Below are 18,855 nucleotides of genomic sequence, written 5' to 3'. Positions count from 1 at the left end.
CCGAGGTCAATGTTCAAGCTCATCGCATGATCACTTCGACAAGCAACATGAGCACTTCGACCTGGTCCGGCATGGTGCCGGTCGATGACACGGCGCTGGCCGTGACCGACACCGGCGGTCCGGGCCGCCCCCTCGTTTATCTGAACGGCTCCTACGCCGACTCGTCGCCGTGGCGGCCACTGATCGGCGCGCTCGGCGAGGACTACCGGCACATCACCTTCGACGAGCGGGCGCGTGGCAAGTCGAAGCGGTCGGCGGACTATTCCTTCGAAGCGTGCCTGCGCGACATCGATGCCGTCCTCGCGGCCACCGGTGTGCAGCGCCCCCTGATCGTCGGCTGGTCCTACGGCGCCCTGCTCGCGGTGCACTGGGCCGATCGGAATCCCGACCGCGTCGCCGGGGTGGTGTCTGTGGACGGCGCCATGCCGTACGGTCTGACCGGCGCGGAGGGCGAGGCGCGGATCCGGAAGCTGTTCCACCGCATGCGGTTCCTGCTTCCGCTTGCGCGTCCGATGGGACTGGCCGCACGGATGAGCGCCGACCAGCACGCCGAGGTCAATATCGAGGCCAATCGGCTGCATGCCGCCCTCGCGCCGGTCCTCCACCGCGCCGACTACCCCGTGCGATACGTCCTCGCGACCGGCGCTAACCTCGGCGGCGGCGAAGACGAAATGGAGGCGGTACGAGCGTCCTTGAATCCGGTGCTCGCGGCGAACCCGAATCTGCGGGTCAGTGCGAAGGTCGCGAGCAACCACTCGCACATCCTGCGCAAGGATTTTCGAGCCGTAGCCGACGCGGTGCGCGATCTCGCCGCCCTCCCCGAACGGAAAGCGATCTGAGCAGATGATCACCGGCGTCACGATCGGACAGGCGGCGGCATTCGCCGGTGTCACCGTCAAGACCGTGCGGCACTACCACAAGCACGGATTGCTCGACGAGCCCCCGCGCGACAGCAGCGGCTACCGGCGATACGGCTCGGCCGACCTGTCCCGGCTCGTGCAGGTCCGCACCCTGGCCGCGGCGGGGGTGCCGCTGGCTGAGATCGGGCCGTTGCTCGAGGCCGACGCGACGCTGTTCGCTGTCGCCATCGCCGAGGTCGAACGCCGGCTCACCGAACGGATCGGGGACCTGGTCGCCCGACGGGCCACCGTACGGCGGTTGGCGGACGGCGACCGGGCCCTGCTGCCGGAACGCGTCGTGACATTACTGGAACGGATGCTCGATCTCGGCCTCACTCCGGAGCAGGCGGCGGCCTCGCGGGAGGGACTGGTGTTGGCGAAAGCGCTTGTCCCCGACGGATTCGACGAATATCTCGACGATCTCGAGCACGCGCTCGACGATCCCCGCTTCATCGTCTTGAACAAGCGCGCCCTGGAAGCCGCGACCTGGAAGCCGTACGACCCTCGCATACCCGAACTCGCCGAGGACATGGCCGAGACCTATCTCGCGAACCCGGCACTGTTGAAGGTCGTGACCGCCTTCCAGGCTCGCACCGAGACCGGGACCCGCTATCGGTTGATCCGGGATTACGCCGAGGAGCGTGATTCGGCCACGGCGCGACTAACCACGCTCGTGGAAGTGAAGCTGCGGGCCGCGGGAGTCGCGATTCCGGGACCGGACTCCGACTGAACAACCGGATCTGTTGCCGAGCGACTCAGGGGATCACGCGCTCCGGCGGCTGCCGAGCGTCGTCGGGGGAGCATGAATCGAACAGGTCGGCGTGCGAACCGGTCCCGTCATCGGCACGGACGAGGTCAGTGACAGTCCGTGCCCGCGCAGGTCGCCAGCTCGTTCAACCGGCGGTCGAGGTCGGCGATCAGGTCGGCGTGCGCGGCCCGGCCTTCGGGAGTCTTGATGAGGTTGGTGAGTTGGTAGGGATCGGTGTGCAGGTCGTAGAGCTCGTATTCCCGTTCGGGGAGGGGACGTTCGCGTTCGTACCAGCGCACATAGAGGTAGCGCTGGTTGCGGATCCCGACCCAGGACGGCATGTCCACGGCGTAGACCAGCGGTGTCTCCGTGCCGGGGATCTGCTCCTGGGCGATGCCGTCCCGTCCGGTGTAGCCCGCGCCGCCGTACTCGGCGGCGAAATCCGTTCGCCACGAACTTCTCTCACCACCCAGCACAGCGGTGAGTGAGCGGCCGTCCATCCGGTCCGTCCCGGTGATGCCGGCCCAGTCGAGAACGGTGGGTGCGAGATCGATCGACAGCGCCATGGCATCGGAGCGCCCGCTCGCGATATTCGGCCCCGCGATCGCGAGCGGCACTCGCATGGATTCTTCGTAGGGCGCCATCTTCTGGGTCAGGCGATGCGCGCCGAGGCTGTAGCCGTTGTCGGAGGTGAAGACCAGGTAGGTGTTGTCGAGCTCGCCGGTCTCGGCGAGGGTCGTCACGATGCCCGCCACCATCTCGTCGAGTGATTTCAGCGCGCCCAGCCGGTTGGTGTAGTCGACGTCGTTGGTCGCCTCGATCGTCGCGGCTCGGGGGAGCGCTGTGTCGATCAGCCAGGTGGGTTTGTCGGAGACGTCGGCCTCCTGATAGTTCGGCGAGCGCGGCGCGGCCGTGGGCGCGGTGTCGCTGACGTGGCGCGGGGCGGGCGGAATCGGGAAATGCGGTGCGGTCGACGCCGCGTACCAGAAGAAGGGCTGTCCGGAGGCGGCCGATTCGGTGATGAATCGCCGCGATTTCTCGGCGACCACGTCGGTCTGGTAATCCTGCGGCGCCACACCGTATTTCACGAAGCGGCCGTTCTCGTTGAGGGTGTAGTTGTAGCCGGCGTACAGGAAGTTGTCGACACCGGCGTTCCAGTCGTCCCAGCCGGGCGGGATGTGACCGGGATCGTCCTCGAGACCGTTGAGGTATTTCCCCGCCATGCCGGTCCGGTACCCGCTGTCGTGCAGGGCGGTGACGAAGGTGCGCGACTCGTTGCCGTTGGCGCGGAACGTCTCGAAGCCGCCGACCGGGCCCGCGTTGGTCAGCACCCCGGTGTTGTGACCGTAGTTCCCGGTCAGGATGGAGGAGCGGGCCGCGCAACAGATCGGCAGCGGCGCGAATCCCTCGGTGAATTCGACACCGCGGTCGCGGATCAACTCGGCCGTACGCGGCATGGCCTCCCACACCGGAGTGGTCACCGCATCGAGGTCGTCGGCGAGGATCATCACCACATTGGGACGATCATCCTCCCGTGCCGATGCCGCGGAAACGCACATCGTCGAGGCGGATGCGACGACCAGCGACACGGTCAGCACGCGTCGCGCCGTTGGCACGGTGAACATCTCGAACTCCTCCGGGACTCGACAAGCTCCGCCGCGGTGCGCGGTTGCCGTAGAGCCTAGAGGCCGGCCGCGGCGAATCGTCGCCGACGGGGCCGTGCGCGCGCAGCCGATCCTCGCCCAACGGGTCGGTGGCCGCCTCTATCTCGCGGCGATCTCGCGCAGGTGCTCGAATCCGGCGGCGGCCGCCATCTCCGGCAGCCGGATGATCCGGCCGCCCCGGCCCCAGCGGCCGTCGGGCACTTCGTCGAAGGTGACCGAAGTGACCAGCCGCCTGCCACCGAGATCGGTAGCGATGTCGCGAGCGGCGCGTTCCAGGTCGGCGGCGAATCGAACGCGGCGGACCGGATCGAGGACGCCCTCGCCGACGGTGAAGTCGACGAGCACCAGCGCGACCAGTTCATCGGCCTTCAGGCCGCCGCAGTAGGTGCGCCCGGAGGGGATCTCGTCGTGGAAGGCCACCGCGTACATCCTCGCTTCCGAGGTGTCCGGAAGGGATTCGGCGCGCCAACTCGCCTCGGTGAGTCGGGCGGCCAAGGTGTCGATGGCGGCCTCGGAAAAGGCGCCCGCGGACGTTCGGATGTGCAGAAATGGCATGCCGATCACGCTACGAACGCTGTGCGGCCGGAAGAAGTGGCGAGATGGACAAGAAATTGCCTATTCTTGCCACATGCTCGAGATCGACCTGCTCGTCGTGCCGGGTTCGGGACCGGTCGGGGTCGCCGCCACCGTCGACCTGGCCGAGGCGATCACCCGTAGTCACACCGGCGCCCACGCATCCGTCGATGTCCGGGTCGTCGGCGGCGACATCGGCACGATCGCTCTGCGCGGCGGGATGTCGATACCCGCGATTCCCCTGTCCGACACCGGACCTGCACGCCCGTGGGTGGTCGTCCCCGGAATCGGCGAATCGGGCGCGACCGAGGTCGAACGTCGGATGAACGATCCCGAGCTACGCGCCGCGGCGGCATGGCTCGCCGCCGGATCGGAGGGCGGATCCCGCGTCGCCGCCTCCTGTACCGGCACCTTCCTCGCGGCCGAGGCGGGTGTGCTGCACGAACGGACCGTGACCACGACGTGGTGGCTGGCGGGCCTGTTCGCCGCACGCTATCCGCGCTGCCGGGTCGACGCCGATCGCATGCTCATCCGCGATGGTCCGGCACTCACCGCGGGCGCGGCACTCGGACATGTCGACCTGCTGCTGGCGATCATCGAGGACGAGTTCGGTCCGGCGATCGCCGGGATCGTGTCGTCGAGAATCGCTGTGGCGCCGCGTATTTCGCAGACGCCGTTTCGGCGAAGTGCCGTCTACCGCGACCTGGACCCGGATCTGGTCACCGTCGAGCGCTATGTGCTCGACCACCTCGATCAGCCGATCCGCCTCGACGAACTGGCCGCCGCCGCCCACATGTCGTCGCGCACATTGGCACGGCGGGTCCACGCGGCCACCGGTCTGTCACCGATCCGGTTCGCCCAGCGCATCAAAGTGGAGAGCGCGCTGGACCTGCTGCGCGATCCGCACCGCAGCGTCACCGAGGTCGCGCACGCTGTCGGACTGGCCGACGCGACCACCCTGAACCGGTTGTTGCGGCGCACCACCGGTCAGCCGCCCGGACGCTTCCGGACCGCTACCGCTCGATGACGAAGTAAACAGCGCTCAGCGCTCAGCGCTGACGCCAGCTCAGCGGGCCGGGCAGGTCGACGCTGTTCTTCTTGCTGCGGGAGTTCCACGACCACGGGCCGATCTTGATACTCCACGAGGACAGACCCTGCTGGGTGAAATTCAACTTCAGCGGCCCGAAGGACTTGCGCTGGCGATACCTGATGGGCATGTGTGACCTCCCTGATCTGCCGTCAGGGTAGCCGATTCTGTTCGGTCTCAATCGCTTCGCCGAAGAGAGGTGAGCAGCGGCACCGCGCGTCGACTCCGGCTTCATCGCCGCGATGTTGCGCCGCTCCGCGGAAGATGGGCAGCGCACCGCCGCCGACGCCGAGGCCGCGATCGGCCGGGTGCGAGCGGGCGAGTCGCCCACCTCATCCGGCGCGGACCTCGATCCGGGTGTTTGGGAATCCCCGCTCCGGGCACCACTCGATCACTGCGCGAGAGCACTGCTTCCGCAGATGACCACGAGTAGGCATTGCGAGCGAGGCGAATCGAAGTGGCGACAGATCGCAACGACCCGGAACCGCACGGCGGCAGGGTCGTCGGATCGGTGGACAAGCGGGACGACGGCGAGACGACGGCCTTGCCGACCGCGACCGGCGCCCGGCCCGACCTCGACCCGGCCGAACCCGACAGCCCAACCGATCTGTCGAAACCCTCACTGATCGCGGTGGTCAAACGCGCGGCAAAGCAATTCCAGCACGACAATCTCACCGACCTGGCCGCCGCGCTCACCTACTACGCCGTGCTGGCGATCGTGCCGGGCCTCATCGTTCTGTTCGCGCTGCTCGGGTTGCTCGGCCCCAGCGCCGCCGACGAGCTGGCGAATCAGGCCGAGCAACTGGCGCCGGGTTCGAGCGCCGATGTCGTGCACACACTCATCACCCAGGCGCAGGAGAACCAACGCAGCGCGGGCCTCGGCGCGATCATCGGCCTCGCCGTCGCCTTGTGGTCGGCCTCGGGCTATGTGGCGGCGTTCATGCGCGCGTCGAATGTCGTCTACGGCATCGGGGAGGGCAGGCCGATCTGGAAGACCGCGCCCATCCGGCTCGGCGTCACTTTCGTCGCGGTGATCCTGCTGGTCGTCAGCGCGGTGATCGTGGTGGCGAGCGGACCGGTCGCCCAGCAGATCGGCGACTTCCTCGGCGTCGGAGACACCACTCTGATGATCTGGAGCATCGCCAAATGGCCGGTGCTGTTCGTCCTGGTGTCGGTACTGCTGGCCATCCTGTTCTGGGCCGGCCCGAACGCCCGGCAGGGCGGCGTGAAATGGATCAGCCCGGGCGGCGTCATCGCAGTGCTCATCTGGGTGATCATCTCGGCGCTCTTCACGGTCTACATCGCCAACTTCTCCTCCTACGACCAGACCTACGGCTCGCTCGCCGGAATCGTGATCTTCCTGGTGTGGCTCTGGCTGACCAATATCGCGCTGCTGCTCGGCGCCGAGATCAACGCCGAACTCGACCACGCCAAAGCCATTGCCGGGGGACTGCCCGAAGACGTCGAGCCCTTCGCCGAACCGCGCGACATGCGCAAGCTCGACGAATCGGACAGGGAAGCGGTCCGGACCGCGCGATCGCTTCGACGCGACTGAACTCGCGGCGACACAGCCGGACGGCGGCGTTTGGCCGGGATATCGCCGGGTAGGTACGCGATGTGCTCCGGTCGGCTCCAGGACCGGGGACCCGGAGCACCAGACGCGCCGACCAGATCGGAGTCCGCAGCCGAACGGTCGGCGCCCGGCGAAGGGGTTCGGTGTGCACACCATCGACGAGGTCAAGCATCGGGTGAACGACGTGATGGGCAAGGTCATCGGCGCGGGCGGCGAGCGGACCAGCACCCGATCGGTCACGATCGCCGTCCCACGCGACCAGGTGGAGGACTGCTGGCGCGATCCGGTGCGGCTCTCCCGCGTTCTCGGCGATACCGGCGAGATCCGACCGACCGCCGACAGCATCGACTGGATCTTCGGTCACGACGACGGACCGCGGACCACGTGGCAGACAACCTTGACCACCGAACCGAACGGCCTGCGTTTCTCCGGCGACCTGGCGGGGGCCGAGGCCGAATTGCGCGTCGAATTCGCGCAGGCGCCGAAGGACCTCGGCACCGAGGTGAACGTACGGATGCGGTCTCCGCTGCCGGGTCTACTCACCGGCGCGATGGCGTTCAAGCTGCTGTACCGAATGCGCGCACTGTTGCAGAGTGGCGAATTTCCGACCCTCGAGTACAACCCGAGCGCGCGTTCCGGCGCGCGCTGAACAGGAGAATATCAATGCGCGCATTGTGCTGGAACGGCGTCGACGACCTGGCCGTGGAGACAGTCGACGATCCGAAACTGCTCAATCCCCACGACGTCATCGTGAAGGTGAATTTGACGGCCACGTGCGGCTCGGATCTGCACTTCATCGACGGATACCTGCCGGGTATGCGGGAAGGCGACGTCTTCGGTCACGAGTTCATGGGGGAGATCGTCCACGCCGGACCGGAGGTGCGGCAGCGCAAGGTCGGCCAAAGGGTGACGGTGCCCTCCTTCATCGGCTGCGGCACCTGCTTCTACTGCACCCACGACATGTACTCGCTGTGCGACACCACCAACCCCAACGCCGAACTGCAACAACCGCTCTTCGGCTATCCGACCGGCGGCATCTACGGCTACACCCATCCCTTCGGCGGCTATCAGGGCTCGCACGCCCAGTACGTCCGGGTGCCCTTCGGCGACGTCAACTGCTTCCGGATTCCCGAGGGCGTCACCGACGAACAGGCGCTGTTCTGTTCCGATGCGGTCCCGACCGGCCTGATGGGCGCGGACTTCTGCGACATCGAGCCAGGCGACACGGTCGCGGTGTGGGGCAGCGGCGGCGTCGGGCTCATGGCGGGCCACTCCGCACGCCTGCTCGGCGCCGGACGGGTGATCGTGATCGACCACATCCCGGAGCGACTGGCATTGGCGCGCAAGCATTTCAACGCGCAGACCATCGACTACACCGCCGTGGACAGCGTTCAGGAAGCGTTGCGAGAGATGACCGGCGGCCGCGGCCCCGATGCCTGCATCGATGCCGTCGGCATGGAGGGCCACGGCACCGGCCTGCGGCATGTCTACGACCGCGCCAAGCAACTCCTGCGTATGGAGACCGACCGGGCCACCCCGTTGCGCGAGGCCGTCCTCGCCTGCCGCAAGGGCGGCGTCGTCGCGGTGCTCGGCGTCTACGGCGTGACCGACAAGTTCCCGATGGGTGTGGTCACCAACAAGGGCCTCACCATCAGGAGTGCCCAGCAACACGGTCAGCGTTACGTGCCGAGAATGTTCGACTACATCCAGCAGGGTGACCTCGATCCTTCGTATCTGATCAGCCACGATCTGCCGCTCGAACAGGGCGTGCGGGGGTACGACCTGTTCAAGAACAAGAGCGAGGGTTGCGTCCGCGCGGTGTTCCGTCCTTAGCCGCTGCCCAGGAGCGCCGCCGGTGCGCCGAGGGGTGACCTGGTCGCGAGGCGATCGCGGGAATGCTTCAGGATGGGCGCATGGCGATCCAGGTACCGACTGTCGAACAGATCCGTGAGCTTCCCGCCCTGCTGACCACGGAGGTGACCGATCGTGAGATCGACGACAACGGTCACATGAACGTCGTCCACTACCTGTCGAACAACATCCGCGCCGCCGATATCCTGCTGCGCGCGCTCGGCGTGGACGACAACTATCGCAGCGAGCGCCGGGTCGGCTTGTTCACCACCGAGCACCACATCGCCTACCACAGCGAACTGCGCGAGGGTGACTCGCTGTCGGTGCACGCGCGCATCGTGGACCGCGGTGAGAAGGCCGTGCACATGATGACCTTCCTGGTCGATCGCGGGCGGGCGCGGCTGTCGAACACACTCGAAATCCTCTTGGTGCATGTCGATCTCGACTCCCGGCGGTCCGCGCCGATGCCGGACGACCTGGCGCTCGGGCTCGACGAACTGATCGCGGCGTCGGGGAAGTTGAGCTGGGAGGCGCCCGTCTGCGGAGTGATGGGCATCCGTCGCTGAGCCTGCGTCATCCGGGCCTGCGGTTCGGTACGTTCGGGGCCGACAAGGCGAAAGGACACCACATGCCGATCGAAGTGGATCTCTCCACCGACGAACTCCTGTCGACCACCCGCACCGTGCGCAAACGCCTCGACCTGGAGCGGCCGGTTCCGGTCGAGGTCGTCCGGGAATGCCTCGAGCTGGCGGTGCAGGCGCCCAGCGGGTCGAACAGCCAGGGCTGGCACTGGGTGGTGGTCACCGATGCCGACAAGCGCAGGCAGCTCGGGGAGCTGTACCGGCGGGGATTCCAGGCGTACGCGGCGGCGCCGCAGTACCTCGGCAAGCGTTCCACCGGCGACCCCGAGGCCGACGCGGTGGGGCAACGGGTCGCCAGTTCGGCCGAATACCTCGCCGAGAAGATGGGGGAGGTGCCGGTCCTGCTGATCCCCTGCCTGTCCAACCGCGCCGACAATGCCACGAGCGCCCACAGCGCCTCGTACTGGGGCTCGCTGTTCCCCGCGGTGTGGAGCTTCTGCCTGGCCGCCCGCTCGCGTGGGCTCGGAACCGCCTGGACCACATTGCATCTGAGCTATGAGCGGGAAGCCGCCGACGTTCTCGGCATCCCGTACGAGAAGGTGTCGCAGGGCGCGATGCTGCCGGTCGCCTACACCAAGGGCACCGACTTCAAGCCCGCGCCCAGAAAGAACCTGGATTCCATCGTGCATATCGACAGCTGGTAGAACGGACCTCTGTCCGGTCGCCGGGGCGAGGTCGGGGAGCGCCGGGTCGACGATGCGATCGTGCCCCGACTGTCCGAAATGTCTTCCGCACAGGGATGTCGGCGCCTCCGGTTTCACCGAGGGCGGAATCCGTTACGCCGGAAGGTGATTACCGTATTACACATGACAATCGAATACATCCGCTACCGGATTCCGGAGCAGGACGCGACCGAGTTCGAGACCGCCTATGGGCGGGCCGCTCGGTCGCTCGCGGTAGCCCCGCAATGCGTCGACTACGAGTTGTCACGCTGCGTCGACGAGCCCGAGTGGTACGTACTGCGGATCACCTGGACTTCGGCCGAGGATCACCTGAAGGGGTTCCGCGGCGGAGAGCACTTCGCGGCGTTCTTCGCCGAGATCAAGCCGTATGTGCGCCAGATCGAGGAGATGCGGCACTACGAACGCACCGCCGTCCGGGGAACGGGTTCCTCGGTGCCCAGCATGTACGAATGGCTGGGCGGCACCGAGGCGTTGGAGCGGCTGACCGAGGCCTTCTACGCGCACGTGCTGGCCGACGACCTGCTCGGGCCGATGTTCGCGGGGATGGACCCGGGCCATCCCCGCTATGTGGCCATGTGGCTGGCCGAGGTGTTCGGCGGCCCCGCGCGCTACACCGCCGAGCGTGGCGGCTACAACCACATGCTGGCCCACCATCTCGGCAAAGCCATCACCGAACCCCAGCGTCGTCGTTGGGTATCGCTGCTGTCGGACTCCGCCGACGAGGTCGGCCTGCCCGGCGACCCGGAGTTCCGCGCCGCGTTCCTCGGCTACATCGAGTGGGGTACCCGCATCGCGCTGGCCAACTCGCAGCCGGACGCCGCGCCGCCGTCGCAGCTCCCGACTCCACGTTGGGGCTGGGGCGTCGCCCCGCCGTACACCCCCGCCTGAGCGAACCCGGGGCACGCCGGTCGACGGACCGACGAGCAGGACGTCGCGCTCCCGGACCGGGGAGTGGGCGGCGTACCGGTGGTAGGCCGCTCCGGTGACATGACCTATATCCAGGTCGGAGGTCGGCGCTACACCGACGAAGAGAATCCGCGACACGAGGTGACGCGGATTCCCGGTGTGCCCAGAAAGGGCGGTATTCAGGGCGTCAGCTGCTTCCGACGCCGAGGTCGATTCCGAACATTACCATCAGCCAATTCCTGAACAGGTTCAAGCCGAGGTCAAAGTCGATGCCGAAGGACATCGCGCTCATCTCCTTTCCATAATCGAATTCTTTGTACCCCGACCTGCCGAAATTCTAGCTCGGGCAAGAACTGCGTTTTATCAGTATTCGATTCCATTCGGCAGCAGCGCTCGGGTTCGGCGTCACCCTTTCGTTACCGGCGTCGGCATATCACCACGAGCCGATCAGCGGGGCATCGTGCTCCTGCCGCATCCATTCCGCGGTGAGGCGGCCGAGTCGGCTCGGGGCGGCGATACCGCGCACGCCTGCGATCTTGTCGCCCCGGATCTCCAGGATCACCACTCCCGCAACCCGTTCGTCGAGCGAGACGAGCACGGCCGGGCAGCCGTTCACCTTGGCGGCGTGAATCGAGGGCGAGCCACCGGCGAGTCTCCGCTTGGCCGGTGTCGGCTTGAACCCGGCCCGCATCGCGCGGGCGATCCGCTCCGGGGTCGGGAACCGGATCAACTTCCCGGTGCGCCCGAACCCCGCGCCGTCGGAGATGCCGGTCGCGTCGTCGGTCAACAGCGCGACCAGCCGTTCGGTCCGGCCCGAGGCGGCCGCCTCGACGAACGCGGCGACGATGCCTCGCGCGGAGACATGATCGATGACGGTGTCGTTGCGAGCGGCGGCGATTCGACGCCGAGCCCGGTGGAGGTGTTGCTGACTCCCGGACTCGGTGATGCCGAGAATCTCCGCTATCTCGCCGTGGCTGTAGGCAAAGGCTTCGCGCAGCACGTAGACGGCCCGTTCCATCGGTGACAGTCGCTCCATGAGCGTCAGCACCGCCAGGGTCACCGATTCACGCTGCTCGACGGTGTCGGCCGGGCCCAGCATCGGGTCGCCGTCGAGCAGTGGTTCGGGCATCCAGGCGCCGACCGCCCGTTCGCGCCGTGCCTTCGCCGAGCGGAGCCGGTCCAGCGACAGATGGGTGACGATCTTGGTCAGCCACGCCTCGGGCACCTCGATGTACTCCCGGTCGGCGGCCTGCCACCGCAGGAACGCGTCCTGCACCGTGTCCTCGGCATCGGCGGCCGAGCCGAGCAGGCGGTAGGCCAGCGAGGCCAGCCGATGGCGGCTGGCCTCGAAACACGCCACGGCGGCAGTGTCCATGAGCGCGACTCTATCCGGCGACGAGTGCGGTCGAGCGTTCCCGGCCGGTGGCCGCGCGATACTTGTGACTGGGCTTTCCGAAGGTCGGGTGGCTGATCGCCCACCCGCTGGTCGCCACGATCGCCGACTTGACCCGGGCCGCCGACCGGCCGCACAGAGCCCCGGGCTTGGCGCGGGCGTCGCTGTCGACCAGCTGGAAGATCCCGTCCTTGCGTCCGAGACTGATGTGGTTGCCGACATAGCTCAGCGCGTGTGCCTTGATCGTGCGCCCGGTCCGGTCCCCGATGATCGCGGCCGTCGCCTGCAGGCCGGTGTATCCCGCGGAAGCACATGACATCGGCAACGGCCGCCCGTTGTCGCCGATGACGAAGGCGCTGTCACCGGCGACGTATACATCCGGGTGCGAGACCGACCGCATCTGACGGTCGACCGTGATCCGGCCGTCGGCCATCACCTCGAGGCCGCCCGCGGCGGCAATCGGGGGGACGGCGAAGCCGGCGGCCCACACGGTCGCGTCGGAGACGAGCGCGGTGCCGTCGGCGGCGATCGCCGCCGCCCGTTCGACGCGCTCGATCGTGGTGTGTTCGTGGACGGTGATGCCGAACCGATCGACGGCGCGCAGCAGGTGACGGCGCGCCTTCGGGCCCAGCCAGCCACCCAGTTCGCCGCTGGTGGCGAGCCCGACCCGAAGGCCTGGACGGGATTCGGCGATCTCGGTGGCGGCCTCGATCGCGGTCAGGTTGCCGCCCACCACCCACACCAGGCCGCCCTCGTCCAGCTCGTCCAGGCGTGCGCGCAGGCGCAGCGCGGCCGGCCGCGCCGCCACGTGGAAGGCATGTTCGTCGACGCCCGCGACGCCGTGGCGGGCGGCAGTGCTGCCCAGCGTGTACAGCAGGGTGTCGTACGCGATCTGGTCCTCGCCCTCGCCGTCGGCGACAGTGACCGTCCGATGGCCGGGGTCGATGGCGGTCACCCGCGCCAGTCGTAGCCGGATGCCGGTGCCCGCGAACACCTCCCTCAGCGGTCGGTGCGGGAGGTCCTGGCCCGCGGCGAGCTGATGCAGGCGCAGGCGCTCCACGAAATCGGGTTCGGCATCGACGACGGTGATCTCGAAATCGTCGGAGTGGAGTTGACGGGCCAGGTATCCGGCGCAGAAGGCTCCGGCGTATCCGGCCCCGAGGACGACGATGCGGTGCAGCATGGTGGCTCCTGTCTGTTCGCGTGCTCCTTGAACGAGACAGCCATCGAGTTCCTGACAGCCCCGCGCAGTGCCGTGGATCACGGTCCTGTGCGATTGCCCTGGACGGGGTCCACGGCCTCCCCGTAGTGTTTCGCTGAAAGAAACAGCGTTTCTATATCTGGGTTCGCCTGTGGAAGGAGGTAGGCCCGATGCGGTCGGCGCTGTATGTTCCGGGAAACCGCCCGGAACTGTTCGACAAGGCGCTGGCCGGACCGGCGGATGTGGTGCTCGTCGACCTCGAGGACGCGGTGCCGCCGGCGGACAAGGAGTCCGCGCGGCGAGAGGTGGCGCGGTGGTCGCGCACCGTCACCACGCCGGGCCGGCTCTGGGTGCGGGTGAATCCGGGGGAGATGGGCCATGCCGACCTTGCGGCGGTGGCCTCGCCCGCGATCGCCGCGGTGTGCTTGGCGAAAACCGAGTCGGTGCGACAGATCCGGGCGGTCGACGAGATTCTCGCACGGCACGAGAACACCGCGGGGTCCATCCGCGTGTGCCCGCTCCTGGAAACCGCGATGGCCGTCTACGCCGCCCACGAGATCGCCCGCGCCCCCAGGGTTTTGCGGCTCCAGATCGGTGAGGCGGATCTGTGCGCCGAAGTGGGGATCACGCCGGGGCCGGATGAGCAGGAGCTGGCAGCGATCCGCGGTCAGGTGGTGCTGGCCAGTGCCGCCGCGAACATCGCCGCTCCCTTGGGGCCGGTGCGCACGGACTTCCGCGATCTCGAGGGGCTGCGCGCATCCACCCTGAGGCTGTGGCGGCTGGGTTTCCGGGGGCGGGCATGCATCCATCCCGCCCAGGTGCCGGTGGTCAACGAAATATTCACTCCCGCAGAGGAAGAGCTCGACCGCGCGCGGGCGTTGGTCGCGCGGTTCGAGGCCGCCCAGGGCGGCGTCATCCTCGACGAGGTGGGCAGAATGGTCGACCGGGCGGTGATCCGTCAGGCCCGCAGGCTGCTCGGTCGATGACCTAAGCTCAGGGCGTGGCGGACGCCGAGGTGGAGAATTCGAGCCGTTCCATCGCCGCTGTCGAGCGCGCGATGGACGTATTGCTGCTGTTCGGCCGTTCCGGTCGGCCCGATCTCGGCGTCACCGAGATCGCCAACGAACTGGGCCTGACCAAAGCCGCGGTGCACCGGATCCTGACGGCGCTGCGCAATCGCGAGCTGATCAGCGTCGAGCCGACGACGCGCCGGTACACGCTCGGGCACGCGGCCATCGCCCTGGGCCGGGCCTATCTCGCGCGCACCGATCTGCGGGTCATGGCCGCACCCGAACTACGGCGACTGGCGAGCACCACCGGTGAGACGGCGACGCTGTCCATCCGGCGCGGCAACACCCGGATGTACGTCGATCAGGTCGTCCCGGATCAGGAACTGCGCATGGAAGTGACTCTCGGCGTGCCGTATCCGCTGCACGCGGGCAGTTCTTCCAAGGCGATCCTGGCGTTGCTGCGCCCCGAGGAGATCGACGACTACCTCGAGGGCCAGGAACTGACGGCTTTCACCGACGCCACCATCACCTCGCCGAGCGCCCTGCGCGCCGAGCTGGCGACGATCCGGGAGCGTGGATACGCGATCTCGTCGGGGGAGCGGCAGGTCGGCGCGGCGTCGATCGCGGCGCCGGTGCTCGATCACGACGGTGGGGTCGTGGGGGCCATCAGCGTCTCGGGGCCGTCGTCACGATTCGAACCGCGGATGCGCGATTGCGTGCCGCTGCTGCGGAAGGCGGCCACCGCGGTGTCCGCGCAGCTGGGCTACAGCGGCTGAACCCCGCGCCCGCCGGACAGCTTTCAGAGCACGCCCGCCTCGCTCAGCGCGGCGATCCGATCCTCGCCGAGGCCGAGGATCTCGCGATAGACCTCGTCATTGTGCTGTCCGAGGGTGGGTCCGGCGTGCCGGATGGCTCCGGGCGTGGCGCTCAGCTTCGGCACGACGTTCTGCATCGGCAGTTCACCGAATTCCGGGTGCGCGATGCGCGCGATGGCATCTCGCGCGGCGAAGTGCGGGTCGGCGAACATGTCGCGGGGGGTGTAGATACGCCCGGCGGGCACGCCGCCTTCGTGCAGACGGGCCAGCAGGTCGTCGGCGTCGAATTCGATCGTCCAGTCGGCGATGAGATCGTCCAGTTCGCTCATCCTGGCGCCGCGCGCGGTGTGGCTGGAGTATCGCTCGTCGGTGGCGAGTTCCGGCCTGCCCATGAGCGCGGCGAGCCTGGCGAAGACGGTGTCCTGGTTAGCGGCGATGAGGACCAGGTCGCCGTCTCCGGCCGGATAGATATTGCTGGGCACCACATTCGGCAGGACCGAGCCGGTGCGCTCACGCCGGTAGCCGGTGACGGCCCACTCCGGGAGCAGCGATTCCATCATGGCCAGCACCGCTTCGTAGATCGCCGAGTCGACGACCTGGCCCTGTCCGGTCCGATTCCGGTGGTGCAGCGCGGCGAGAGTGCCGATCGTGGCGAATACCGCTGCCAGCGAGTCGCCGAGGGAGATTCCGGTGCGCGCCGGGGGGCGGTCGGGATCGCCAGTGGTGTAACGGATGCCGCCCATGGCCTCGCCGATCGAGCCGTAGCCCGCGCGGGAGGCGTAGGGGCCGGTCTGGCCGTAGCCGCTGACGCGGACCATGATCAGGTCGGGATGGTCGGCGCGCAGGGTGTCGTAGTCCAGTCCCCAGCGTTCCATGGTGCCGGGGCGGAAGTTCTCGATCACGATGTCGGCGGTCGCGATGAGCTCGCGCGCCAGGTGCTGACCTTGCGCGTCACGCAGATTGCAGGTCACCGATTTCTTGTTGCGGGCGACCACCGGCCACCACAGCGACTTGCCGTCGGACGACTCGCGGCCCCACTGGCGCATGGGATCTCCCACTCCCGGTGATTCGAGCTTTATCACCTCGGCGCCGAAGTCGCCCAGCAGTTGCCCGCAGAACGGACCGGCGAGCAGCTGGCCCATTTCGATGACTCGCAAGCCGACCAACGGGCCGTTCGAGGTGGTCTGGTCGGCGGGCATGGCACTCCATCCGTCGAGGGCGAGCAGAACGGATACACTGTATCCCTGAGAGAAACAGTGCGGCAAGGCGGAATGCGGCCGGTCTACTGACTTCTCGGCTGGGCTTCACACGAGGTTCAGCGCGACTGCGATGGTGCCGACTGTCGCCAGGGCAGAAGTGACGCCCACGTGCATCCCGATCGACAGCCGGATGTCCTTGTACCGCCAGACCGACCAGAACCCCGGGAAGGTGAAGATCAGCCGCGACAGGAAAGCCCAAGGTGACCAGAAGTGGTACAGCGAAAACAAGACCGTGCTGACCACCGGCGCCCATCCGCCCAGGTGGGCGATGCGGGGAAGCAGGAAACCGCGGAAATACAGCTCCTCGATGAGCGGCAAGGAGACTCCGGTCAGTGGCAGACAGATCACCATTGTGGTGAGCACGACCGAGTGTGGATATCCGTCGAGGTCGAGGTAGGTGTTGTTGCCGCTGTCGCCGGTATTCGCGTAGGGGAGCCAGGTGAAGAAGTCTTTGACGATGTTGTTCACCGGTGCCAGCGCGAACCCGAGCACCATCATCCACACGATGAGCGCGATGACCATCACCATGAGCTTCCCGCGTGGGAGCGGCTGGTCGATGTAGTGCAGCACGCCGCGCAACGAGAGGTGGCCGTTGCGTTCGAGCCCCAGCCACAGCAGCCCCGCCAGGACCGGAATCAGCACCAGGAACAAGGCGATCGCCCAGCCGAGGAAGGCTGGATAACCGACGGCTTCGACGAATGGCTCGGCGATGAGCAGATAGACGACGACGATCAGAGCGCCGGGGACGAGATGCAACGCGACCGACAGCGGCAGGCAGTGGCGGTCGCCCAACAGTCGATCGACTGTTTTGTTCAGTCGCGTGTCTTCGGAGGCGAGCATGGATTTTCCTCTGATCGTTCGTGGATGGGTGCGTTGGCAGGAAAGGGGAATGCCATCAGCCGAGGGCACAGAATTCAGTCGGTCAGGCTCTGGTCCGGGAGATCGATCCCGGCACTGCGGAGTTCGGCCTCGCCGAGTTGGGCCAGCCGCGCCAACGCCGGTGCTTGATCTACGCCGTATCGGCGGATCAGTGTGTACCGGGTCGCGGCCTCGGTGGAGGCTTGGAAGCTGGTCACGATCTTCAGCAGTGTGGGGTTGGCGATGTAGTGGTCGGCCAAGGCGGTGGCGAGTTCGGCGATGCGGGGGTCGTCCGGTTCCCACGCCGCGGCTTCTGCGACGCGCTTGTTCAACGCGACGAATCGGGGGTCGTCGAGTGCGTGCTCGACGTGGGTGAGGTAGTCGTCGAAGCCCTCGGGGACCAGAGCCTTGGCCAGCACCCAGCCCTCTCGGGCAGTTGCCACGTCGTCTGCGGGGAGACCGAGGCCGCGCATCCGCTCGAGCAGCGCCACGGCGCGGTCGCCCAGCAACGCCCGGTCGCCATCGGCGAGCCGTCGCAGCGTGTCACGCCGCGCGATCAGCTCCTCGATCCGTTCGGTGAGGTGCCGTTCGACATCGGCGAGGGCGGAGGCGAACGGTGTGGTGTCGGCCTGGAGTATCGGCCCGATCTCGGCCAGTGGCACCCCGGCGGCGGCCAGGGTCCTGACCTGGACCAACCGCAGCAACTCCACCGACCCGTACCTCCGGTAACCGGAGATGTCACGTTCCGGTTCCTCGACCAGACCGAGCTTGTGGTAATGCCGCACGGTCTTGATGGTGACGCCGGCGAACGCCGCCGCCTGCCCGATCGTGACTCCGTTCGTCATCTGCTCAGCCGACCTCGCGACCGACGGCGGCGGCCAGCTCTCGAACGGCCTGGGCGACGGCGGGAGAGTCCTCGGCCAAGACCTTTTCGTGGTTGCTCGCGACCTTCGCGCTCATCGTCAGGTTCGGGTTGCGAGCCAGCAGCGGGGCGAGGGTCGCGCGAGCCCGATCCATCTCACCGCCCGCGTCGCCCATGTGATCACCCGAGGCGACCACGTACCGGACCGGGACGGTCAGCTCCTCGAGGACCGGACCGAGGGCGGCATGGAGTGCGTGGGCCTCGATGGCCACCTCAGCGTGCCGGGCAGCGGACATCCGCGCGGTGAGACCCAGTGGGGCCGCCAGTGGCAGCACAAACCGCAACCGCCTGAACAGCTTACGAACCCGCTCGAGGTCGGCCTCGTCGGTCCAGCCGACCGGATACGGGCCGTCGACCCCGACCACGCCGAGCGCCCGGCCGGGGTTGCGGTCGGCCCAGCACACCCCCAACAGCGCACCGTAGGACCAGCCCACCAACAACGGACGCGCCACGCCCCTGGCCGCGAGTACGGCATCGAGATCGCGAAGACACGCCTGAAAGGAGTAGTCCGCCGACCGCTTCGATTTGCCGCGGGCTCGCTCGTCGTAGGTGATGTGCCGATAGCCGGGGCCGAGGTCGGCGATGACATTCCGCCAGTGCCTCCGGCCGGCGAAAGAGCCGTTCAGATAGACCACGGGAAGGCCGGGGCCGCCGGTGTCTGCTACGGCCAGTGCGGTGTCGTCGACCGGCACCATGCCGGTCCAGGCCGAGTGCTTCGAGTTGCGTGAGGACGAAGAGGCAGTCATACGATGAGCGTGCACCTTGACCTCAG

The 18,855-nt window shown here is 67.7% G+C and carries 20 protein-coding genes; 11 read left to right on the top strand and 9 right to left on the bottom strand.

All coding sequences use genetic code 11. The features are described 5' to 3' along the window. Positions 1–26: 26 nt before the first annotated feature. Entirely contained in the window at positions 27–839 is an 813-nt protein-coding gene (locus tag NS3_RS10340) for an alpha/beta hydrolase (protein WP_067857350.1), read from the top strand. A 4-nt stretch (positions 840–843) separates the two neighbouring features. Further along, positions 844–1,629, top strand: coding sequence for a MerR family transcriptional regulator (locus NS3_RS10335; RefSeq protein ID WP_067857347.1), 786 nt, complete (start codon positions 844–846; stop codon positions 1,627–1,629). A gap of 125 nt (positions 1,630–1,754) precedes the next feature. Here the strand turns inward: NS3_RS10335 and NS3_RS10330 are convergent, their stop codons facing one another. Both NS3_RS10330 and NS3_RS10325 read right to left on the bottom strand, forming a co-directional pair. Next, complete coding sequence (locus NS3_RS10330; RefSeq protein WP_067857344.1) at positions 1,755–3,272, bottom strand: sulfatase family protein; 1,518 nt, start codon at positions 3,270–3,272, stop codon at positions 1,755–1,757. A 138-nt stretch (positions 3,273–3,410) separates the two neighbouring features. Further along, the gene (locus NS3_RS10325; RefSeq protein ID WP_157101262.1) at positions 3,411–3,866 is read right to left on the bottom strand and encodes a hypothetical protein; all 456 of its coding nucleotides are present in this window, start codon (positions 3,864–3,866) and stop codon (positions 3,411–3,413) included. A gap of 73 nt (positions 3,867–3,939) precedes the next feature. Here NS3_RS10325 and NS3_RS10320 point away from each other — a divergent pair, with 73 nt between their 5' ends. After that, positions 3,940–4,911 carry a GlxA family transcriptional regulator gene (locus tag NS3_RS10320; protein ID WP_084495290.1) on the top strand — a complete coding sequence of 324 codons (972 nt, stop codon included), beginning with the start codon at positions 3,940–3,942 and terminating at the stop codon, positions 4,909–4,911. Between the two features lie 22 nt (positions 4,912–4,933). Here NS3_RS10320 and NS3_RS28410 read toward each other — a convergent pair whose 3' ends face one another. Further along, a complete protein-coding gene (locus tag NS3_RS28410; RefSeq protein ID WP_084495288.1) occupies positions 4,934–5,101 on the bottom strand; it encodes a DUF4236 domain-containing protein in 168 nt (55 codons plus the stop codon). Between the two features lie 327 nt (positions 5,102–5,428). Between NS3_RS28410 and NS3_RS10315 the strand changes: the two genes are divergently transcribed. The 6 genes from NS3_RS10315 to NS3_RS10290 all read left to right on the top strand — a co-directional run bounded on the left by NS3_RS10315 (position 5,429) and on the right by NS3_RS10290 (position 10,607). Further along, positions 5,429–6,526 carry a YihY/virulence factor BrkB family protein gene (locus NS3_RS10315; protein WP_218018215.1) on the top strand — a complete coding sequence of 366 codons (1,098 nt, stop codon included), beginning with the start codon at positions 5,429–5,431 and terminating at the stop codon, positions 6,524–6,526. A gap of 163 nt (positions 6,527–6,689) precedes the next feature. Beyond that, positions 6,690–7,193 (top strand): hypothetical protein, encoded by a 504-nt coding sequence (locus NS3_RS10310; protein WP_067857336.1) that lies wholly within the window; start codon positions 6,690–6,692, stop codon positions 7,191–7,193. A 14-nt stretch (positions 7,194–7,207) separates the two neighbouring features. Beyond that, on the top strand, positions 7,208–8,377 hold the full coding sequence (locus NS3_RS10305) for a zinc-dependent alcohol dehydrogenase (RefSeq protein ID WP_067857333.1): 1,170 nt from the start codon (positions 7,208–7,210) through the stop codon (positions 8,375–8,377). Between the two features lie 80 nt (positions 8,378–8,457). Next, the gene (locus NS3_RS10300) at positions 8,458–8,961 is read left to right on the top strand and encodes a thioesterase family protein (protein WP_067857330.1); all 504 of its coding nucleotides are present in this window, start codon (positions 8,458–8,460) and stop codon (positions 8,959–8,961) included. 68 nt (positions 8,962–9,029) lie between these two features. Further along, a complete protein-coding gene (locus NS3_RS10295; protein WP_067857614.1) occupies positions 9,030–9,680 on the top strand; it encodes a nitroreductase family protein in 651 nt (216 codons plus the stop codon). Positions 9,681–9,842: 162 nt separating this feature from the next. After that, positions 9,843–10,607, top strand: coding sequence for a group II truncated hemoglobin (locus tag NS3_RS10290; RefSeq protein WP_067857328.1), 765 nt, complete (start codon positions 9,843–9,845; stop codon positions 10,605–10,607). A 451-nt stretch (positions 10,608–11,058) separates the two neighbouring features. Here NS3_RS10290 and NS3_RS10285 read toward each other — a convergent pair whose 3' ends face one another. Next, positions 11,059–12,000: a sigma-70 family RNA polymerase sigma factor gene (locus NS3_RS10285; protein WP_067857326.1), complete on the bottom strand. Its 942-nt coding sequence runs from the start codon at positions 11,998–12,000 to the stop codon at positions 11,059–11,061. Positions 12,001–12,010: 10 nt separating this feature from the next. Continuing rightward, positions 12,011–13,201 (bottom strand): NAD(P)/FAD-dependent oxidoreductase, encoded by a 1,191-nt coding sequence (locus tag NS3_RS10280; RefSeq protein ID WP_067857324.1) that lies wholly within the window; start codon positions 13,199–13,201, stop codon positions 12,011–12,013. Between the two features lie 188 nt (positions 13,202–13,389). Between NS3_RS10280 and NS3_RS10275 the strand changes: the two genes are divergently transcribed. Both NS3_RS10275 and NS3_RS10270 read left to right on the top strand, forming a co-directional pair. Next, the gene (locus tag NS3_RS10275; protein WP_067857323.1) at positions 13,390–14,205 is read left to right on the top strand and encodes an HpcH/HpaI aldolase/citrate lyase family protein; all 816 of its coding nucleotides are present in this window, start codon (positions 13,390–13,392) and stop codon (positions 14,203–14,205) included. Positions 14,206–14,219: 14 nt separating this feature from the next. Beyond that, a complete protein-coding gene (locus NS3_RS10270; RefSeq protein ID WP_067857321.1) occupies positions 14,220–15,005 on the top strand; it encodes an IclR family transcriptional regulator in 786 nt (261 codons plus the stop codon). Between the two features lie 23 nt (positions 15,006–15,028). Here NS3_RS10270 and NS3_RS10265 read toward each other — a convergent pair whose 3' ends face one another. The 4 genes from NS3_RS10265 to NS3_RS10250 all read right to left on the bottom strand — a co-directional run bounded on the left by NS3_RS10265 (position 15,029) and on the right by NS3_RS10250 (position 18,829). Further along, a complete protein-coding gene (locus NS3_RS10265; RefSeq protein WP_067857318.1) occupies positions 15,029–16,243 on the bottom strand; it encodes a CaiB/BaiF CoA transferase family protein in 1,215 nt (404 codons plus the stop codon). A 105-nt stretch (positions 16,244–16,348) separates the two neighbouring features. After that, on the bottom strand, positions 16,349–17,143 hold the full coding sequence (locus NS3_RS10260) for a CPBP family intramembrane glutamic endopeptidase (RefSeq protein WP_067857315.1): 795 nt from the start codon (positions 17,141–17,143) through the stop codon (positions 16,349–16,351). Between the two features lie 74 nt (positions 17,144–17,217). Next, positions 17,218–18,006, bottom strand: a complete 789-nt coding sequence (locus NS3_RS10255; protein WP_067857312.1) for a MerR family transcriptional regulator — start codon at positions 18,004–18,006, stop codon at positions 17,218–17,220. A gap of 4 nt (positions 18,007–18,010) precedes the next feature. Beyond that, complete coding sequence (locus NS3_RS10250) at positions 18,011–18,829, bottom strand: alpha/beta fold hydrolase (RefSeq protein ID WP_067857307.1); 819 nt, start codon at positions 18,827–18,829, stop codon at positions 18,011–18,013. Positions 18,830–18,855: the final 26 nt, after the last annotated feature.

The organism is Nocardia shimofusensis NBRC 100134 (assembly GCF_001613125.1).
GTDB lineage: Bacteria > Actinomycetota > Actinomycetes > Mycobacteriales > Mycobacteriaceae > Nocardia > Nocardia shimofusensis.
Note: the sequence above shows the minus strand (reverse complement) of the source record. Positions and strands in the feature narration are given on the sequence as shown.